Source organism: Diaphorobacter oryzae DSM 22780 (assembly GCF_059568935.1).
In genome coordinates, this window is sequence record NZ_JCANUL010000002.1 from 544001 (window position 1) to 560845 (window position 16845).

The following is a 16845-nucleotide window of genomic DNA, read 5'->3' on the forward strand; positions in this document are numbered from 1 at the left end:
GCGCTCAGGCCGCGCCGCCCGAGCCGCGCGTGCCCGACGACGGCAGCGGCAGGCCCAGGAGGGCGCAGGCCACGGCCTCGCCGACCTTGACGCCGTCCACGCCGGCCGAGAGGATGCCGCCCGCATAGCCCGCGCCCTCGCCCGCGGGGTACAGCCCCGCGGTGTTCAGGCTCTGGAAATCGTCGCCGCGGCCGATGCGCAGCGGTGACGAGGTGCGCGTCTCCACGCCCGTCAGCACCGCGTCGTGCATGTCGTAGCCGCGGATCTTGCGGCCGAAGGCGGGCAGGGCCTCGCGCATGGCCTCGGTGGCGTAGGGGGGCAGGGCCTCGTCCATGCTGACCAGCGTGACGCCTGGCTTGTAGGAGGGCTGCACGTCGCCCAGCGCCTGGGAGGCGCGGCGCGCGAGAAAGTCGCCTACCAGTTGGGCCGGCGCGTTGTAGCTGCCGCCGCCCAGCTGCCAGGCGTGCGACTCCAGCTGGCGCTGCAGCACGATGCCGGCCAGCGGGTGCGCCTGGCCGGCGGCCAGTGCCTCCACGCCATGCGTGGCGCCGAGCTGGGCCTCGAACGCGGCAGGGTCGTGCGGGAAGTCCTGCGGGTCCACGCCCACCACCATGCCGGCGTTGGCGTTGCGCTCGGCGCGCGAATACTGGCTCATGCCGTTGGTCACCACGCGCCCGGGCTCGCTGGTGGCGGCCACCACGGTGCCGCCGGGGCACATGCAGAAGCTGTAGACGGTGCGGCCGCTGCCGGCGTGGTGCACCAGCTTGTAGTCGGCCGCGCCCAGCAGCGGGTGGCCCGCATGCTTGCCCCAGCGCGCGCGGTCGATCACGCTTTGCGGGTGCTCGATGCGCACGCCCACCGAGAACGGCTTGGCCTCCATGGCCACGCCGTGGCCGTGCAGCATGGCGAAGCTGTCGCGCGCGCTGTGGCCCAGGGCCATGACCACATGGTCGGCCCGCAGCTCCTCGGTGGCGCCGCTGGCCAGGTCGCGCACGCGCAGGCCGCGCAGGTGGCGCCGGCCGGCGGCGTCTGGCTCGACGATCACGTCGTCCACGCGCTGCTCGAAGCGCACCTCGCCGCCCAGGTCGATGATCTGCTGGCGCAGCGACTCGACCACTTTCACCAGCTTGAAGGTGCCGATGTGCGGGTGGGCCACGTACAGGATCTCGGGCGGGGCGCCGGCGGCGACGAATTCCTCCATCACCTTGCGGCCCAGGTGGCGCGGGTCCTTGATCTGGCTGTAGAGCTTGCCGTCGCTGAAGGTGCCTGCGCCGCCTTCGCCGAACTGCACGTTCGACTCGGGGTTCAGCGTGCGCTTGCGCCACAGGCCCCAGGTATCCCGGGTGCGCTCGCGCACGGGCTTGCCGCGCTCCAGCACGATGGGGCGAAAGCCCATCTGCGCCAGCACCAGCGCCGCGAAGATGCCGCAGGGCCCGAAGCCCACCACCACCGGGCGCAGCGCCGGCGCGGCGGGCGCGCGGCCCACGGGGCGCCAGGCCATGTCGGGCGTGGCGTGGATGTGCGGATGGCCGGCGTGGCGTGCCAGCAGCGCCGGCGCCTGGTCGGGCTCGGCGAGCTGGATGTCGAGGATGTACACGGCCAGCAGCTCGGCCTTGCGTGCGTCGAAGCTGCGCTTATGCACATGCACGGCGACGATGGTGGATTCGGGCAGGCCCAGCGCCTGGGCGGCCTGGGCGCGCAGCAGGGCGTCGGGGTGGGTGTCGGCGTCGTAGGCGCCGGCGGGCAGGGCTGCCAGCGGCAGCTTGATTTCGGACAGGCGGATCATGCGGTGCGGGCCCGTGGCGATCGGGCGTGCGGTGCCAAAGGGAGGGCGATGATAAGGGAGCGGCCCGCCGGCTGACGTGGTGGGTCTTTGTTTGCTATTAAATATATAGCTATTGGCGCTTGTTGGATAAGAGCAAACTGCCGTTTTGGCATGAAAAAGGCCCCTTGCGGGGCCCGGTGGGGGACGGGGGTGTGCGGGCTCAGGCCGGCAGGAAACCCTCGACCGACAGGTAGCGCTCGCCCGTGTCGTAGTTGAAGCCCAGCACGCGCGCGCCCGCGGGCAGGTCGGGCAGCTTCTGGGCGATGGCGGCCAGCGTGGCGCCCGACGAGATGCCCACCAGCAGGCCCTCTTCGCGCGCGGCGCGGCGGGCGTACTCGCGGGCGGGCTCGGCGTCGACCTGGATCACGCCGTCCAGCAGGCTGGTGTCCATGATCTTGGGGACGAAGCCGGCGCCAATGCCCTGGATGGGGTGGGGCGCGGGCTGGCCACCGGAGAGCACGGGCGAGGCCGTGGGCTCCACGGCAAAGACCTTGAGCTGCGGGAAGCAGGCCTTGAGCACGCGCGCCACGCCCGTGATGTGGCCGCCCGTGCCCACGCCGGTGATCAGCGCATCCAGGCCTTCGGGGAAGTCGGCCGCGATCTCCTGGGCCGTGGTGCGCACGTGCACGTCCACGTTGGCGGGGTTCTCGAACTGCTGGGGCATCCAGCTGCCGGGCGTGCCGTCCACCAGCTCCTGGGCGCGGGCGATGGCGCCCTTCATGCCCTTTTCGCGTGGCGTCAGGTCGAACGTCGCGCCGTAGGCCAGCATCAGGCGGCGGCGCTCGACGGACATGCTGTCGGGCATCACCAGGATCAGCTTGTAGCCCTTGACGGCCGCCACCAGCGCCAGGCCAATGCCGGTGTTGCCCGAGGTGGGCTCGATGATGGTGCCGCCGGGCTTCAGCGCGCCGCTGTGCTCGGCCGCCTCGACCATGGCCAGCGCGATGCGGTCCTTGATGGAGCCGCCGGGGTTGCCGCGCTCGGACTTCACCCACACGTTGGCGCCGGCGCCGAACAGGCGGTTGATGCGGATGTGGGGCGTGTTGCCGATGGTGTGCAGGATGTTGTCGACTCGCATGCTGTCTCCAGGAAGAGTGGTGGGAATCCGGTGAGGCGGGTGAGGCCGCCCATTGTGGGGGAGTTGTTCCGCCGTGCCGCGATATCGATATTCCGCCATGGATATGTGCCCGCTGGCGCTCGGGCGGTGCGCCGGCCAATTGACTTGCGTCAAGAATGTCGGCGCACTGGCATGCGGTTGCGGCCCGTGCGCGGGACAAGCGAAGGACAATGGTCGCATTGCCACTCCCATGCCTGCGCCATGACCCTGCTGCAATCCACCATGCTCATGCTCACCGCGAGTTGCGCGCTGATGCTCATCGGCTTTTCCGCGCGCGAGTCGCGCTGGGGGCCGGCGCTGATGATGCTGGGCATCGTGGGGGCGCTGCTGCTCATCGCCTACAACATTTTCAAGCTGCTGCCCGCGCAGTGAGGCGCCAGGGCGGATAATCACGCCGTGAAGCACGCCAGACCGCCGCTGGTGCAAGTGTCGAAAGACCGCACTGGAGGAACGTCCGGACTGCACAGGACAGCGTAGCAGCTAACGGCTGCCCACCGTGAGGTGAGGATCAGAGCAACAGAGACGAGTCCCGGGGGAGTGCCTGCGAAGGCAGACCACTGGGGGTGAAACGGGCAATCTCTACGCGCAGCAATACCAAGTAGGCCAGCGTTGACGTGGTTCCGCGGAGCTGGCGGGTAGGTAGCATCGAGCCGTGGTGGCGACACCCGGCCCAGAGTAATGGCGGTCACATGCGGGCAACCGCATGCACAGAATCCGGCTTATCGGCGCGCTTCACACTTTTTTCATCGCCGCACGCGCCGCTCTTCAGCGGGCGCAGTGCGGCGCCTGGCCGGCGCGCAGCGCACGCGCGCGGGCCGCCGTGTCGGGGTGGCTGCTCAGCAGCGACCACAGGTCTTCCTTCTCCGCCGGCTCCTGCCCCTTCTGTTCCCCCGGTCCCTTCGGGCCCTTGTGGCGGTGCCCGTCGCTGCCGTCGCCGTCGCCGTCGTGCGCGATGGCCTGCAGCAGCGCGCCCATGGGGGCCGTGGGCAGGCGCGCGTGCTGCATCAGCGCGATGGCGTGGCAGTCGGCCTCGCGCTCGTGGTTGCGGCGGTAGGCCAGGCCGGTGAGCAGCGAGCCGCCGGTGGACAGCAGGCCCGACACATCGCCCAGCGCCAACCCCAGCCCGATGTTGAGCACGCCTTGCTCGACCAGCATGCGCGTGGTGTGGCGGTGCGCCACATGGCCGATCTCGTGCGCCAGCACGCCGACCAGCGCGTCGTCGCCCAGCCGGTGTTCCTGCGCGGCCTCCACCAGCGCGTCGGTCATGACCACCGCGCCGCCGGGCAGCGCGAAGGCGTTGGGCGCCATGCCCGAGCGGAACGCCAGCGTGTAGCGGGGGGCGTAGCCGTCATAGCGCTGCAGCCGGGCGGGGCTCTGCGCCAGCAGGGCGTCGAAGCGCGCGCGCAGTTCGGCCTGGCGTTCGGGCGCGAGCTTGCTGGGCTTGAGCGTGCCGCTGTCCATTTGCTGCAGCGCGTTGTTCGACAGCGCCAGCTCCCAGGCCAGGGGCACGTGGCGCGTGAGCTGCGTGGCCAGCCAGGGCGTTCCATGGCGGTAGAAGAAGAACAGCCCGACCACGGACAGCAGCAGCACGGTGGCCAGAATGCCCCAGCGCGTCTGCATGCGCTGCGCCAGCCCCGGGCGCTGGCCCGCCGCCGCCAGCGCGGCCTGCCAGGCTGGGGCGTCGTCGATCTCCAGGCTGCCCGCGTCCCGCAGGTCCACCGCCAGCCGCTCCTGCGGGCGGCGGTGGCTCCAGGCCTCGGGCCAGCCCACGTCGCGGTGGGCGAAGGCGCGCGGCGCGGCGCCGGGCTGCTGCAGCGTGTGCAGCACCAGCGTGGGGCCGCCGGGCGCGGGCCGCAGGCCCACGAGCACGGGGCGGGCCTGGCTGCGCAGGCCGTCGAACCAGCGCGCGGGCACCAGGGGCGCGGCAGGCGCCTGCGTGTCGGGGGCGGCGGCCATGGCGGCGCGGCGTCAGCCGATGAGGTCCAGCCCCGCCGCGTCGGCCAGCGCGTCGCCAATGCCGCCCGGCTGCTGCTGCACCAGGCGGCCCGCCACCTGGTCCACGCCGCCCTTGACGTGCAGGGTGACGGACTCGAGCTTCATGCGGTATTCGCTGACCAGGGCGAACGGGCGGAAGAACCCCAGCGTGAGGAAGGTGAACAGCATGTTGCGCAGCCGCAGCAGCACGTAGGCGCCCACGCGCAGGTTGCACTTGAAGCGCGCAATGTGGCTCACGCCGATGTTGTCCCAGGTCAGGCGAAACAGCGCCGCCTCGCGGTAGGCGCGCGCCGGCGCCGTGGCCAGCACCAGCACGACCACGACGGCGACGATGACCGCCAGGATGACCAGCAGAAAGAAACCCATGCCCAGGCTCGAGCCCGGGGTGCTCCAGTTCAGGTTCTTGAGCAGCATGAGCGAGCCGCCGAAGAGACCGGTGATCACGGCGGTCAGCACCAGCGCCGAGACCACGAACACCAGCAGCGTGGCCAGCCAGAGCTTCACGAAGTCCATGTACACGGGCTTCCAGCGCCCGCCCTCGGTGCCGATGCGCGAGCGCAGCACCAGCAGGCTGCGGTAGTTGAACTCCAGGCGGATGACGCACAGCACCGTGAGCACCAGGCCCAGCAGCAACAGGCCCATCAGGGGCCAGTTAACGGGCGCGGGCGTGCCGCGGTCCTTGACCCCGTCGAACAGCTCGGGGGCCAGCGCCTGCGCGCCCAGGAAGACGCCGATCCACGTCAGCGCGATGGCAAAGAAGGGCCAGCTGGCGCGGTAGACCTCGGCCCAGTTGGCGGTGAACTGCAGGCGCAGCCCGCGCCAGCGCGTGTTGGCCATGCGAAAGCGCTGGGCGCTGCCCCAGATCAGCGGCGACAGGGCCGCGCCGCCCAGCAGGAACAGGCTGACCGCTGTGTCCTGCCCGGTGTTGGATGCCAGCTGGTAGGCCAGCGTCAGCAGCACCAGCACCAGGAAACCCACGACCATGCGGCGCTGCTGGGCGGTGAACTCCAGCGGGCTGCCCGCCACCAGCGTGTGGCCGTAGAAATACTGAGCCGTGCGCCGGCGCGCCCAGGGGGTGTACAGGCCCAGCGTGACGATGCCTAGCAGCACGTTCACGATCCACACGCGAAAGTACTCGCCGCCGCGGCCCGTGAAGCGCAGCCGGTGCGCCTCGATGTCCTGCGACTCGAAGGACGAGCGCAGCCCGGTGCGCACGGGCGCGCGTTCGGACCGTGTGTGTGCGTCCATGGATTTCCCCTCTCCCGGCTTGGTGTTGTGCTGGCGCGCAGTGTAGCGCAGCGCCCGGGCCGTTGTATCAGGGTGCAACAGGGCCCCGGCGCCCGTGTATCAAGCGCGGGTAGCTATTGTTTTGATTGCACCGCAGGCGTCAGAAACGCTCCCAGGGCTGCAGGTAGCGCCACTGTCCCTCGGGCAGCTTGGCCAGCGGCAGGCGGCCGATGCGGATGCGCTTGATCTGCACCACCCGCAGGCCCACGGCCTCGCACATGGACGGGATCTGGCCCGGGCGGATGCCCTTGAGCGCAAAGCGCAGGCGGTGCTCGCTCTGCCAGCTGGCCTTGATGGGCGGCAGCGGGCGCCCGTTGAAGGTCAGGCCGTGGCACAGCCGCTGCAGCCCGCCCTCGGCGATCTGGCCGGCCACCTCGACGATGCACTCCTGCTCCAGCGTCTCGATGTCCTCGATGAGCTTGCGCGCCATGCGCCGGTCCTGCGTGTACACGACCAGCCCGCAGGCCTCGGCCGGCAGCGGGGTGAAGCATTCCAGCTGGCGGAAGTGCCTCTGCAGCACGCGCACCGGCGGGCCGCCCTCGGCGTGGCGGCTGTCCGGCCGCACCAGCGTGAGGGCGTCGGGCAGGCCTTGGCTGCGGGCCGCGTGCGGGTCGCCCGCGGCGCCGAGCAGGCCGGCCTCGTAGCCCGCCGGCTTGTGCAGGATCAGGGTGATCGGCGGCACCTCCTGCGCCCGCGCGCCGGCGGCCAGTTCCACCTGCTGCTGCGGCGCAACGCGCGCGCCCGGGGCTTCCACCACCGCGCCGTCCACGCGCACCCAGCCGCCTTCGATGTACAGCTCGGCCTCGCGGCGCGAGCAGCCCTGCTGGTCGGCCAGCCGCTTGGAGAGACGAATCGCATCCATGTCAGTCATTTCCAGGCTCCAGCATGCGGATGCGCTCGACATGCGCCAGCAGCGAGCGCTGGGCCACGGGCCACAGGCGCTCGGGCACGTCGGCGTAGGCCAGGCGCACCCAGTCCTCCATGGTGCCCTCGGGCAGGGCCTGCATGGCGGCCAGCACCTTGGCCTCGCGCGCCAGGCGGTGGGCCTTCAGCTGGGCGATGGCGGCGCGCGCCTCGCCCAGCACGTAGCCGTGGGCCGGCAGGATGAATTCCACGCCGTGCGCGGCGCACAGGGCGTCCAGCCGGTCCAGCGAGTCCAGGTAGTCGGCCATGTTGCCGTCGGGCGGGTCGATCACCGTGGTGCTGCCGTTGAGGATGTGGTCGCCCGAGAACAGCAGGGCGTCCTCGCGCAGCAGCAGGCACAGGTGGTTGGCCGCGTGGCCGGGCGTGTGCACCACCTCCAGGGTATGGGTTGTTTTGCCGTCGGGCCCTTGTACCTCCAGCGTGAGCAGCTCACCATTTTGTAGCGACCGCTCGGGCGTGAATTGGCTGGCGGCGCGGGCCGTGGGGGCCGAGGGCAGGCCCAGGATGGGCGGCGCCGAGCGCCCGGCGCGCACGCACAGCTGCTGCAGCGGCGCGGCGCCGGGGGAATGGTCGGGGTGCGAATGGGTGCACACGATCATGCGGATGTCGCCGCCCGCGGCGCGCCAGAGCTTGTCCAGGTGCTCGGCGTCGGCCGGGCCGGGGTCGATGGCGATGTAGCCCGTGGCCGGGTCGCCCACCAGGTAGCTGTTGGTGCCGGGGCCGGTCATCACGCCGGGGTTGGGCGCGGTGAGGCGCTGCAGGTTCTTGAGCAGGGGCACGGGCGTCTCGCTCTGCCAGTCCAGCACATGTTCGCCCCGGCCCGCGGGGCTGACCAGCGCCAGCTCGCCGAAGGGCGGCTCGTGCTCCATGTAGCGCACCTCCTTGCCGGCGAGCAGGCCCGAGCGCGGGTTGCTCACCCACAGCGGCTGCTCGTGCGCGACGGCGGCCAGCACCGCATCCACGCCCTCGAACTGCGCCAGGCGCTGCAGCGTGCGGATGGTGGGGAAGATCATGAAGAACTGGCCGGCCTCGTGCCGCGCCAGCGCGTCGGCCGGGCGCACCCACACGGGCTCGAACTGTTCGGACTCGTCGGCCACGGGCTCCTGGCCGTCCGGCATGCGCGCCACGAGAAAGGGCACGGCAAAGCGCTTGGGCAGGTTGCGGTCGGCCGTCCAGTGGGCCAGCAGGTAGACCGCGTCGGCGGCCAGCCGCAGGCCGCGCTGCGCGCACTGGGCGGCGAACGGGGTGTCCGGCGGGGCCGTGCGGCCCAGCGCCGCGATGTCGTTCATGCCGGCCCAGCGGCCGTCGGCATGGCGCGCCAGCAGCACGCCCAGCTCCTCGAAGCTCTCGCGGATGGCGGCCATGGCGTCGGTCAGGCGCGCGGCGTCCTGCGCCGGGCGGCGGTCCGCCAGGGCGTGGGCAGCGGCGTCGGCGTCCTGCGGCTCGATGCCGCCGCCGGGAAAGACGTAGGCGCCGGGCACGAAGCTGGCCTTGTCCGAGCGGCGCGTCATCAAGACCTCGAGCGCGCTGCCGCCGCCCGGCAGGGGCGTGTCGCGCAGCAGCAGCACGGTGGCCGCATGCAGGGGGGTGACCGGTTCGCGGTAGGGGTGGATGTATTGGCTGTGGCGGGGCATCGCCGCATTATCGGCAGGAGCGGCCCTCAGTCTTGCGGGTGCAGTTGGGCCAGGCGCTCGAGCACCGGGCCGATGAGCCGCTTGGCGCGGGGGATGCCCAGGCTCCAGAGCATTTCCAGCAGCTCGATCAGGGCGGCGCCGTCGGCGCTGCGCTGCACGAGGTGGGTGGCGGTGGTCACGTCTTCGGCGTGGAGCCGGTCGAGTACGTCTACGGTCAGGGTCATGGGGGCCTCGCTATGGTGGGGTGGCGTGAAAAGCAGCAACCTGCCCAGGCCGGCCGAACCGCATCGGCGACAGACATCGGGGCCACCGCAGCCGGTGGGGGCGCACGGGTGTGCGGCCCGCCACCGGCTGCGGCGCCTCAGTCCGTCGGGCGCAGCTGCAGCAGGCGCTGGAGCAGGGGCTCCAGCAGATGCTGCGCGCGCGGGATGCCGCAGTTCCACAGCATCTCCAGCAGTTCAATCAGCGCCACGGGATTGGTGCTTTCCTGCACCAGGTCCGTGGCGGCATTGAGGTCGGCGGCATGGAGCCGGTCGAGAACATCCATCGTCAAGGTCATAGCACCTCCGTCATCGTTATCGTTGTCCCGCCCGGGCCGGCGCGCCGTTCTGGGCGGGAACCCCGGATGCTCCCCATGCAGCGCGCGGGCAGGCTGATAAAAATCAATATCCGAGCGAAAACCTCGGGTGTAGGGCATGGGGGATTTCCCATGGGTTGTCCGGGGGCGACGCCCGGGCGCGGCGGATAATCGCGCCATGCACATCCGCTTCACCAAGATGCAGGGCGCAGGCAACGACTTCGTGGTGCTTGACGAAACCCAGGGGCGCCTGGGGCTCACGCCCGCGCAGTACCGCTTCCTGGCCGACCGCCATTTCGGCGTGGGCGCCGACCAGATCCTCACCGTGCGCCCCTCGCCCGGCGCGGGCATCGACTTCGAATACGTGATCCACAACGCCGACGGCGGCCAGGTGGAGCAGTGCGGCAACGGCGCACGCTGCTTCGCACGCTACGTGCGCGACAAGGGCCTGACGGACCGGGACACCATCCGCGTGCAGACCATGGCCGGCGTGATTGCGCCGCGGCTGAACCCCGACGGCCGCGTGACGGTGGACATGGGCCGGCCCGAACTGGAGCCCGCGCGCGTGCCGTTCGACACCGCGGGCCTGCAGCCCGTGCCGCAGGGCATGGGGCAAAAATGGCCGCTGGCGCTTGATGGGCAAGCGCAGCAAGCTACTGTAATGATAGCGGTCGTGTCCATGGGCAACCCGCACGCCGTGCAGCTGGTGGAGGACGTGGACACCGCGCCCGTGGCGCAGACCGGTCCGCTCATCGAGCGCCATGCGCGCTTTCCCCAGCGCGTGAACGCCGGCTACCTGCAGGTGGTGAACCGCGCCGAGGTGCGCCTGCGCGTGTACGAGCGCGGCGCCGGCGAGACCCTGGCCTGCGGCACCGGCGCCTGCGCGGCCGTGGTCGCGGGCATCCGCCTGGGGCTGCTGGACGCGCGCGTGCAGGTGCACACGCGCGGCGGCCTGCTGACCATCGACTGGGCCGGCGGGCCGCAGGACCCGGTGTTCATGACCGGCCCCGCCACCACGGTCTTTGAAGGCCAGATCGACATTCCGGACGCTGTATGACCTCTTCCACCTCCTCTGTTTCCCCCATCACCGAAGACGACATCGCGCAGTTCCTGGCCAACACGCCGGGCTTCTTCGAGCGCCATGCCGAGCTGCTGGCCAGCGTCACCATCACCAGCCCGCACGGCCAGCGCGCCGTGAGCCTGCACGAGCGCCAGGCCGAGATGCTGCGCGAGAAGATCAAGGGCCTGGAGCACCGCGTGATGGAGATGGTGCGCCACAGCAACGAGAACACCGCCATCGCCCACAAGATCCACCAGTGGGCGCGCGAGATCGCCGCCGTGCGCGACGCGGCCCGCCTGCCGCGCGCCGTGGAAAACGGCATGCGCACGCTGTTCGACGTGCCGCAGGTGGCCCTGCGCGTGTGGAACGTGGCGCCCGGGCACGCCGGCCTCGTCGCCACGCAGCCCGTGAGCGAGGACGTGCGCTCCTTTGCCTCGTCGCTCACCATGCCGTTTTGCGGCCCCAACCTGGGCTTCGAGGCCACGGCCTGGCTGCCGCAGGCGGGCGAGGTGCAGTCGCTGGCCCTGCTGCCGCTGCGCGAGGGCGCGATCGACAGCGCCGACCAGCCGGCCTTCGGGCTGCTGGTGCTGGGCTCGCACGACCCGCACCGCTTCGAGGCCACCATGGGCACCGAATTCCTCTCGCGCATGGCCGAGCTGGCCAGCTCCGCGCTCGCGCGCCTGCGCTAAAAAAGTGAGCTGCCTGCGCTTGTCCCTACAGGGTTTCAATGGGTTTTCATGCTGAAACCCAATGGATGCAAGCGCGGCCAGCTCTGATTTTTGAGAGCCCGTGAGCACGCCGCCGGCCGCCCCGTCCCTGCCGCCCGAGGCGCTGCAGTACCTGGAGCATGTGCGCGTGGAAAAGCGCCTGGCCGCGCGCACGCTCACGCTTTACACACTGGACCTGGAGCGCCTGGCCGCCTTCGCCGCGGGCGTGGAGCTGCCGCTGCTGCGCCTGACCGGCGCCCACATCCGCCGCTTCGTGGCGCAGATGCACGCGGGCGGGCGCAGCGGGCGCGGCATCGCGCTGATCCTGTCGGGCTGGCGCGGCTTCTATGCCTGGGCCGCGCGCCAGGGCCTGGTGGCGCACAACCCGGTGCAGGACGTGCGCGCGCCCAAGGCGCCCAAGCCCCTGCCCAAGGCCCTGCCCGTGGACGACGCGGTGCGCCTGGCCGAGCATGAGCAGGCCGGCGCCGACCCCTGGCTGGAGGCGCGCGACGCCGCCATCGTAGAACTGCTCTACGGCTGCGGCCTGCGCGTGGGCGAACTGGTGGGCCTGGACCTGGCGCCCAGCCCGGCGGCGCACCAGCAGGGGCGCGGCTGGATCGATCTGCAGGCGGGCGAGGCCCATGTCTTCGGCAAGGGCGCCAAGCGCCGCAGCGTGCCCGTGGGCCGCGCCGCCGCCCAGGCGCTGCAGGACTGGCTGGCGCTGCGCGACCAGCCCTTTGGCGGCGCGGCCTCGCCGCGGCTGGAGGGCGCGCTGTTCGTCGGCCGGCGCGGCGCGCGGCTGACCGCGCAGTCCGTCTGGCTGCGCCTGCGCCAGCGCAGCCAGCTCGCCGGGCTGACCACGCCGGTGCACCCGCACATGCTGCGCCACTCGTTCGCCAGCCATTTGCTGCAATCGAGCGGCGACCTGCGCGCCGTGCAGGAGCTGCTGGGCCACGCCAACATCACCACCACCCAGGTCTACACGCGGCTGGACTTCCAGCACCTGGCGCAGGTGTACGACGCGGCCCACCCGCGGGCCAAGCGCAAGCCCGAATAGGCCAGCCTCGCGTGTGCCGCTGGGCGGGCACGAGGAGGGCGGCGGCGGTGCCGGCAAATTACCCAATTTCAGGGATAGACGAGTCCATCGGTTTTCTTTGTAATCAAAAGCTTCGGTCGGAGCCGGCGTTGTGAACCATGCCGTGGCGCGCTAATGGCGCGATGCCCGTGGTGGGGTGGCGCATCAAAATTTTTTGTTCTGTCGGAAGTTCCTGTGTGGGAGCGGATGTTTCTTGAAAGCAATATGTATGACGCATTCGAGGAGAAAAAACGCAGGTGGCTACGGGCTCCATGGTGTGATTCGGACGGCTGCCTGGATCACGGGGGCGGTTTCCTTGCTGCCGCAGAAGGTGGCCGCGCAAGCGGTGACCGTGGGGCCACTGGCCGCGACCCCGTCGATTCCTGTAGATGCACCGTGGGCCCTGGCGATTGCGTCGGTGGGGGTGTGTGCTGGCGTGGCCTGGCTGGCACGCAAGGGGCTGATTGCCAGCGCCCTGCTTCGCTCTTGTGTTCTGGCGGTCATGGGACTGGGCCTGGGTGGCGTGGCGATCTTCGGGAGCGCCGTTCAAGCGCAGTTGGCGGCAGTGCAGCGGGATTTCACGCAGCCCGCAGGAGAAACGCAAGCCATCCCCGTGCAGGCCACGGGCATGGCACCCGATGGTTCTCCGTTGGGCTTTGTGCCGGTGGAGTACACCAATCGTGCGGGGCGTCCGCTGGGCGTGATCCGCATCACGCAGCCCACCTGGAATACCTGTTTCCCCTTGGGTATTCCCACGCCTTTGCCCACCACGCCCGCAAGCCCTGGCGCCGCTTGCACGGTCGGATCGACGCTGGGGCCGAATGGCGTGTGCCGGGTCGATGTGGCACAGCTGTGCGCCGCGGCTGCCGCTACCGTGCTGGGGCACCAGCCCAGCAGTCTGGTGGCGGACACGGACAACGTGGCTCCCGGTGGCTCGGTCAGTGGAAATGTGCTGAGCAATGACGCGGATGCCGATGCCCCGCTACTGGTGGCGAGTTATGTGGCGCATGGCAGTACGGTGCTTGCGGGAACGACCACCGACGTGCCCGGCTGGGGCCGCTTGGTCATTCACGCCAGCGGCGCGTACACCTTTGCCGCTGCCGCCCCCTATGGCTCCACCAGTCCCACGGTCATTACCTACCGAACCCACACAGGAGCAACCAGCACACTGACGATCGCCGTGCAGGCGCACAACCGCGCGCCTGTGGCCCAAAACGATACGGTCGCGGTCCCTTCTGGAGGTTCTGCCGTGGTGAGCGTGCGTGGGAATGACACCGATCCCGACGGGGATGCGCTGACCGTGACAGCGGTCACCCAGGGGGGGGGCGTGGTTCCGTGGTGATCGACGCCGTCACGGGCAATCCCATCTACACGCCCAACGCCGGATATGACGGTTCTGACAGCTTCACGTACACCGTGTCAGACGGTCGGGGCGCCACCGCTACCGCCACGGTGGCCGTCACCGTGGTGGTGGCCAACCAGGCCCCTGTGGCCGTGGCAGACCAGATTGCACTGTCCCAAGGTGGTACGGCGACCGTGCTCGTCAGTGGTGCCACCAGTGTGCTGGCCAACGATACCGATGCTGACGGCGATGCACTACAAGCGATTCTTGTGACAGTGCCCAGCCATGGCACGCTCACACTGAACCCCAATGGCACCTTCAGCTATGTCCATAACGGCAGTGCAAACCCTGCGGATGGTTTCAGCTACCGGGCGAACGATGGCACCAACGACGGGAACACCGTTACCGTCGACATCACGGTGGCACTCGCCAATCGGTCGCCCGTGGCGGTGGACGACAACATGACCACGCCGCAGAACACCACTGTCGAGATTGCCTTGGCCGCACTGACATCCAATGACACCGACGTGGACGGAGACAGCCTTGCGGTGTTTGCCACAAGTGCCGTCGTCAATGGCAGTTTGGCCGTGATCGGCGGCAAGCTGTATTTCACGCCGGCGAACAACTTCGTGGGGGTGGGCTCGTTCACTTACAGCATTCACGATGGCAACGGTGGCACGGCAAGCGCCGTGGTGTATGTCACGGTAACGCCCTGAGAGGAGCCGGCCGAGATGATCGCGATGCTGCTGTCCCCGGAGCGCGCGGAGCCCCCCGGCATGCTGGGGGCGGCGGGATGCGCCTTCGCCGCGACAACGGCGGCACGGAAGCCATGCGCCTGCGCCCCGCAAGGCGTGTCGCCCTGCTCGGATCGTGGAGGCCGCTGCTGCCAGGAGCGCTGACGGCAGCGGCGAGACGGCGTACGTCGAATCGCACGATGGCAGGCTGCTTGCTGCCTGGAGGGCATTTCGCCCGCAGCCGTTCATTCGCGCTCGGGGCGGAGTGGTGTGCGGAATGCTTCTCTTTTTATAGCTGCTTGCGCCTATTCCTTGGGTGCTGGAGCTGGTTTTTATGGGAAACAATGGCTGGTGCGTGGCGCATGGCGCGTCCCGCATTGGCCAGGCCATCCGATGGTTCTGGCGTATCCCGGCGGGGCATGCCTCAAGGGCTTGGTCGTGATGCGCAAGCAGGCATGACGCCACCCGCGCGAAGGTCTTGACAGGCTCGCTACACTGAAAACCAGTTTCTTCCGCGGCGGTCCCCTGGCCGCCGCTTTGCATTCGCACTGACGGAAAGCACTCCATGTCCCTGATCCCCACCACCATCCTCACCGGCTTCCTCGGCTCGGGCAAAACCACCTTGCTCAAGCGCGTGCTGTCCGAGATGCACGGCCAGAAGATCGCCGTGATCGAAAACGAATTTGGCGAAGAGAACATCGACACGGACATCCTGCGCACCGAATCCAAGGAGCAGATCGTGCAGATGAGCAACGGCTGCATCTGCTGCACCATCCGCGAGGATCTGCGCGAAACCCTGCAACTGCTGGCCGCCAAGCGCCGCAAGGGGCTGGTGGAGTTCGACCGCGTGGTCATCGAGACCACGGGCCTGGCCGACCCCGGCCCGGTGGCGCAGACCTTCTTCATGGACGACGAGATCGCCGAGACCTATCTCATCGACTCCATCATCACCCTGGTGGACGCCAAGCATGCCCACCAGCAGCTCGACGACCGCCAGGAGGCGCGCCGCCAGGTGGGCTTTGCCGACCAGATCTTCCTGTCCAAGACCGACCTGGTGGGCGAGGGCGAGAAGGAAGACCTGATCCACCGCCTCAAGCACATGAACCCGCGCGCGCCCATCCGCGCCGTGCATTTCGGCGAGGTGCCGCTGTCCGAGGTGTTCGACCTGCGCGGTTTCAACCTGAACGCCAAGCTCGACATCGACCCCGACTTCCTCAAGGAAGACGACCATGACCATGCCGATTGCGACCACGACCATGGCCACTGCGAGCATGGGCACGCGCATGGCCATGATCACGGCCACCAGCACGGCGAGCACTGCGGCCACGACCACGAACATGGCGAGCATTGCAAGCACCCGCACCACCATCACCACGACGACGATGTGAAGAGCTTCGTCTACCGTGCCGACAAGGCCTTCGACCCCGCCAAGCTCGAGGACTTCCTGGGCGCCATCGTCAACATCTACGGCCCGCGCATGCTGCGCTACAAGGGCGTGCTGCACATGCAGGGCACGGACCGCAAGGTGATCTTCCAGGGCGTGCACCAGCTCATGGGCAGCGACCTGGGGCCGCAATGGGCCGAGGGCGAGCCGCGCCAGAGCAAGATGGTCTTCATCGGCATCGACCTGCCCCAGGACATCCTGCTGCAGGGGCTGGAGCAGTGCCTGGTGTGAGCCCGCGGTGCGCGGTGCGCCGGCAAAGTGCACTGCGCCTGTGTGGTATCCACAACGTTTTGGCCATTGCCGGCGCAGGTCTATACAATCGCGCCCCGGCGAAAACGCCCCAAGGCATGCCACCCGCACCGCGCCGTTCATCTCACCATGGGCGGCCGGAATCGCCCGAATTGCGAGGAGACAGGAAGTGAAAGCCGAATCCAGCAAAGCCAAGGCCGCGGCCAAGGCGCCGCGCGCAGGCGTCAAGCCCGCGCCGGTAACCGCGCACCCTCCTCGGCCTTCTCCTTCCGGTTCCGGGCAATTGAACGTACCATCAACAGCACAGAAGGGGGCGCCCGCCGCCTCTGCCGCCAGCTTTATTCAAACTATGACTACGACCCTGCAAACCTCTGTGGCGGCCGCCAAGAAAGACCCCAAGCTGGCCAACAATTGGAAAACCAAGTCCGCCGAAGAACTGTCGGACGCCGAAGTGCTGGCCATGCCCGAGAGCGAGTACATGAACGACAAGCAGATGGCGTTCTTCCGCCACAAGCTGGTTCAGCTCAAGCAGGACATGCACAACAACGCCGGTGAAACCACCGAGCACCTGCGCGAGGACACCGTGGTCGTCCCCGATCCGGCCGACCGCGCCACCATCGAGGAAGAGCACGCCTTGGAACTGCGCACCCGCGACCGCGAGCGCAAGCTGCTCAAGAAGATCGAGCAGTCCATCGCCCGCATCGACTCCGGCGACTATGGCTACTGCGACGAGACGGGCGAGCCCATCGGCGTGGGCCGCCTGCTGGCGCGCCCCACGGCCACGCTGTCGCTGGAAGCCCAGCAGCGCCGTGAGCTCAAGCAGAAGATGTTTGGCGACTGAGCGCCCAGGCGAAGGTTTCCGCATGCAAGGCACA

General features: G+C 69.5%; 16 protein-coding genes and 1 other RNA gene. 9 read left to right on the plus strand and 8 right to left on the minus strand.

The features are described from left to right. Positions 1-4: 4 nt before the first annotated feature. Complete coding sequence (locus BP68_RS05725; protein ID WP_496369652.1) at positions 5-1786, minus strand: NAD(P)/FAD-dependent oxidoreductase; 1782 nt, start codon at positions 1784-1786, stop codon at positions 5-7. Positions 1787-1985: 199 nt separating this feature from the next. Beyond that, complete coding sequence (gene cysK, locus BP68_RS05730; RefSeq protein ID WP_496369653.1) at positions 1986-2903, minus strand: cysteine synthase A; 918 nt, start codon at positions 2901-2903, stop codon at positions 1986-1988. Between the two features lie 240 nt (positions 2904-3143). Here cysK and BP68_RS05735 point away from each other — a divergent pair, with 240 nt between their 5' ends. Beyond that, positions 3144-3314, plus strand: coding sequence for a hypothetical protein (locus tag BP68_RS05735; protein ID WP_496369654.1), 171 nt, complete (start codon positions 3144-3146; stop codon positions 3312-3314). A 26-nt stretch (positions 3315-3340) separates the two neighbouring features. Then, positions 3341-3680: RNase P RNA component class A (gene rnpB / locus BP68_RS05740), an RNA gene on the plus strand. A gap of 27 nt (positions 3681-3707) precedes the next feature. Here rnpB and BP68_RS05745 read toward each other — a convergent pair. From BP68_RS05745 to BP68_RS05770, 6 genes are all read right to left on the minus strand, one after another. After that, positions 3708-4898 (minus strand): M48 family metallopeptidase, encoded by a 1191-nt coding sequence (locus BP68_RS05745; protein WP_496369655.1) that lies wholly within the window; start codon positions 4896-4898, stop codon positions 3708-3710. 12 nt (positions 4899-4910) lie between these two features. Next, entirely contained in the window at positions 4911-6185 is a 1275-nt protein-coding gene (locus BP68_RS05750; protein WP_496369656.1) for a YjgN family protein, read from the minus strand. 139 nt (positions 6186-6324) lie between these two features. Next, positions 6325-7095: an rRNA pseudouridine synthase gene (locus BP68_RS05755; RefSeq protein WP_496369657.1), complete on the minus strand. Its 771-nt coding sequence runs from the start codon at positions 7093-7095 to the stop codon at positions 6325-6327. Next, entirely contained in the window at positions 7088-8782 is a 1695-nt protein-coding gene (locus BP68_RS05760; RefSeq protein WP_496369658.1) for an MBL fold metallo-hydrolase, read from the minus strand. The genes BP68_RS05755 and BP68_RS05760 overlap by 8 nt, the downstream gene beginning before the upstream one ends. Positions 8783-8808: 26 nt before the next feature. Further along, entirely contained in the window at positions 8809-9006 is a 198-nt protein-coding gene (locus tag BP68_RS05765) for a hypothetical protein (RefSeq protein WP_496369659.1), read from the minus strand. Positions 9007-9143: 137 nt separating this feature from the next. Then, entirely contained in the window at positions 9144-9341 is a 198-nt protein-coding gene (locus BP68_RS05770; protein ID WP_496369660.1) for a hypothetical protein, read from the minus strand. Positions 9342-9537: 196 nt separating this feature from the next. On the opposite strand from BP68_RS05770, the gene dapF reads away from it, so the two are divergent. The 7 genes from dapF (at position 9538) to dksA (ending at position 16811) form a co-directional block, all read left to right on the plus strand. Continuing rightward, positions 9538-10416, plus strand: coding sequence for a diaminopimelate epimerase (gene dapF, locus BP68_RS05775; protein ID WP_496369661.1), 879 nt, complete (start codon positions 9538-9540; stop codon positions 10414-10416). Further along, the gene (locus tag BP68_RS05780) at positions 10413-11108 is read left to right on the plus strand and encodes a DUF484 family protein (RefSeq protein WP_496369662.1); all 696 of its coding nucleotides are present in this window, start codon (positions 10413-10415) and stop codon (positions 11106-11108) included. The genes dapF and BP68_RS05780 overlap by 4 nt, the downstream gene beginning before the upstream one ends. A gap of 100 nt (positions 11109-11208) precedes the next feature. Next, entirely contained in the window at positions 11209-12183 is a 975-nt protein-coding gene (locus BP68_RS05785) for a tyrosine recombinase XerC (RefSeq protein ID WP_496369663.1), read from the plus strand. A 247-nt stretch (positions 12184-12430) separates the two neighbouring features. After that, positions 12431-13543, plus strand: coding sequence for a midcut-by-XrtH protein (locus BP68_RS05790; protein ID WP_496369664.1), 1113 nt, complete (start codon positions 12431-12433; stop codon positions 13541-13543). Further along, entirely contained in the window at positions 13540-14259 is a 720-nt protein-coding gene (locus tag BP68_RS05795; protein ID WP_496369665.1) for an Ig-like domain-containing protein, read from the plus strand. The genes BP68_RS05790 and BP68_RS05795 overlap by 4 nt, the downstream gene beginning before the upstream one ends. Positions 14260-14842: 583 nt before the next feature. Beyond that, positions 14843-15952 carry a CobW family GTP-binding protein gene (locus BP68_RS05800; protein WP_496369666.1) on the plus strand — a complete coding sequence of 370 codons (1110 nt, stop codon included), beginning with the start codon at positions 14843-14845 and terminating at the stop codon, positions 15950-15952. A 367-nt stretch (positions 15953-16319) separates the two neighbouring features. Continuing rightward, entirely contained in the window at positions 16320-16811 is a 492-nt protein-coding gene (gene dksA, locus BP68_RS05805) for an RNA polymerase-binding protein DksA (protein ID WP_496369667.1), read from the plus strand. Positions 16812-16845: the final 34 nt, after the last annotated feature.

Bases quoted from the DNA above. Each gene is read 5' to 3' on its own strand.
- BP68_RS05725 (WP_496369652.1), bottom strand. From the start codon at position 1,786: ATGATCCGCCTGTCCGAAATCAAGCTGCCGCTGGCAGCCCTGCCCGCC.
- cysK (WP_496369653.1), bottom strand. From the start codon at position 2,903: ATGCGAGTCGACAACATCCTGCACACCATCGGCAACACGCCCCACATC.
- BP68_RS05735 (WP_496369654.1), top strand. From the start codon at position 3,144: ATGACCCTGCTGCAATCCACCATGCTCATGCTCACCGCGAGTTGCGCG.
- BP68_RS05745 (WP_496369655.1), bottom strand. From the start codon at position 4,898: ATGGCCGCCGCCCCCGACACGCAGGCGCCTGCCGCGCCCCTGGTGCCC.
- BP68_RS05750 (WP_496369656.1), bottom strand. From the start codon at position 6,185: ATGGACGCACACACACGGTCCGAACGCGCGCCCGTGCGCACCGGGCTG.
- BP68_RS05755 (WP_496369657.1), bottom strand. From the start codon at position 7,095: ATGACTGACATGGATGCGATTCGTCTCTCCAAGCGGCTGGCCGACCAG.
- BP68_RS05760 (WP_496369658.1), bottom strand. From the start codon at position 8,782: ATGCCCCGCCACAGCCAATACATCCACCCCTACCGCGAACCGGTCACC.
- BP68_RS05765 (WP_496369659.1), bottom strand. From the start codon at position 9,006: ATGACCCTGACCGTAGACGTACTCGACCGGCTCCACGCCGAAGACGTG.
- BP68_RS05770 (WP_496369660.1), bottom strand. From the start codon at position 9,341: ATGACCTTGACGATGGATGTTCTCGACCGGCTCCATGCCGCCGACCTC.
- dapF (WP_496369661.1), top strand. From the start codon at position 9,538: ATGCACATCCGCTTCACCAAGATGCAGGGCGCAGGCAACGACTTCGTG.
- BP68_RS05780 (WP_496369662.1), top strand. From the start codon at position 10,413: ATGACCTCTTCCACCTCCTCTGTTTCCCCCATCACCGAAGACGACATC.
- BP68_RS05790 (WP_496369664.1), top strand. From the start codon at position 12,431: ATGACGCATTCGAGGAGAAAAAACGCAGGTGGCTACGGGCTCCATGGT.
- BP68_RS05800 (WP_496369666.1), top strand. From the start codon at position 14,843: ATGTCCCTGATCCCCACCACCATCCTCACCGGCTTCCTCGGCTCGGGC.
- dksA (WP_496369667.1), top strand. From the start codon at position 16,320: ATGACTACGACCCTGCAAACCTCTGTGGCGGCCGCCAAGAAAGACCCC.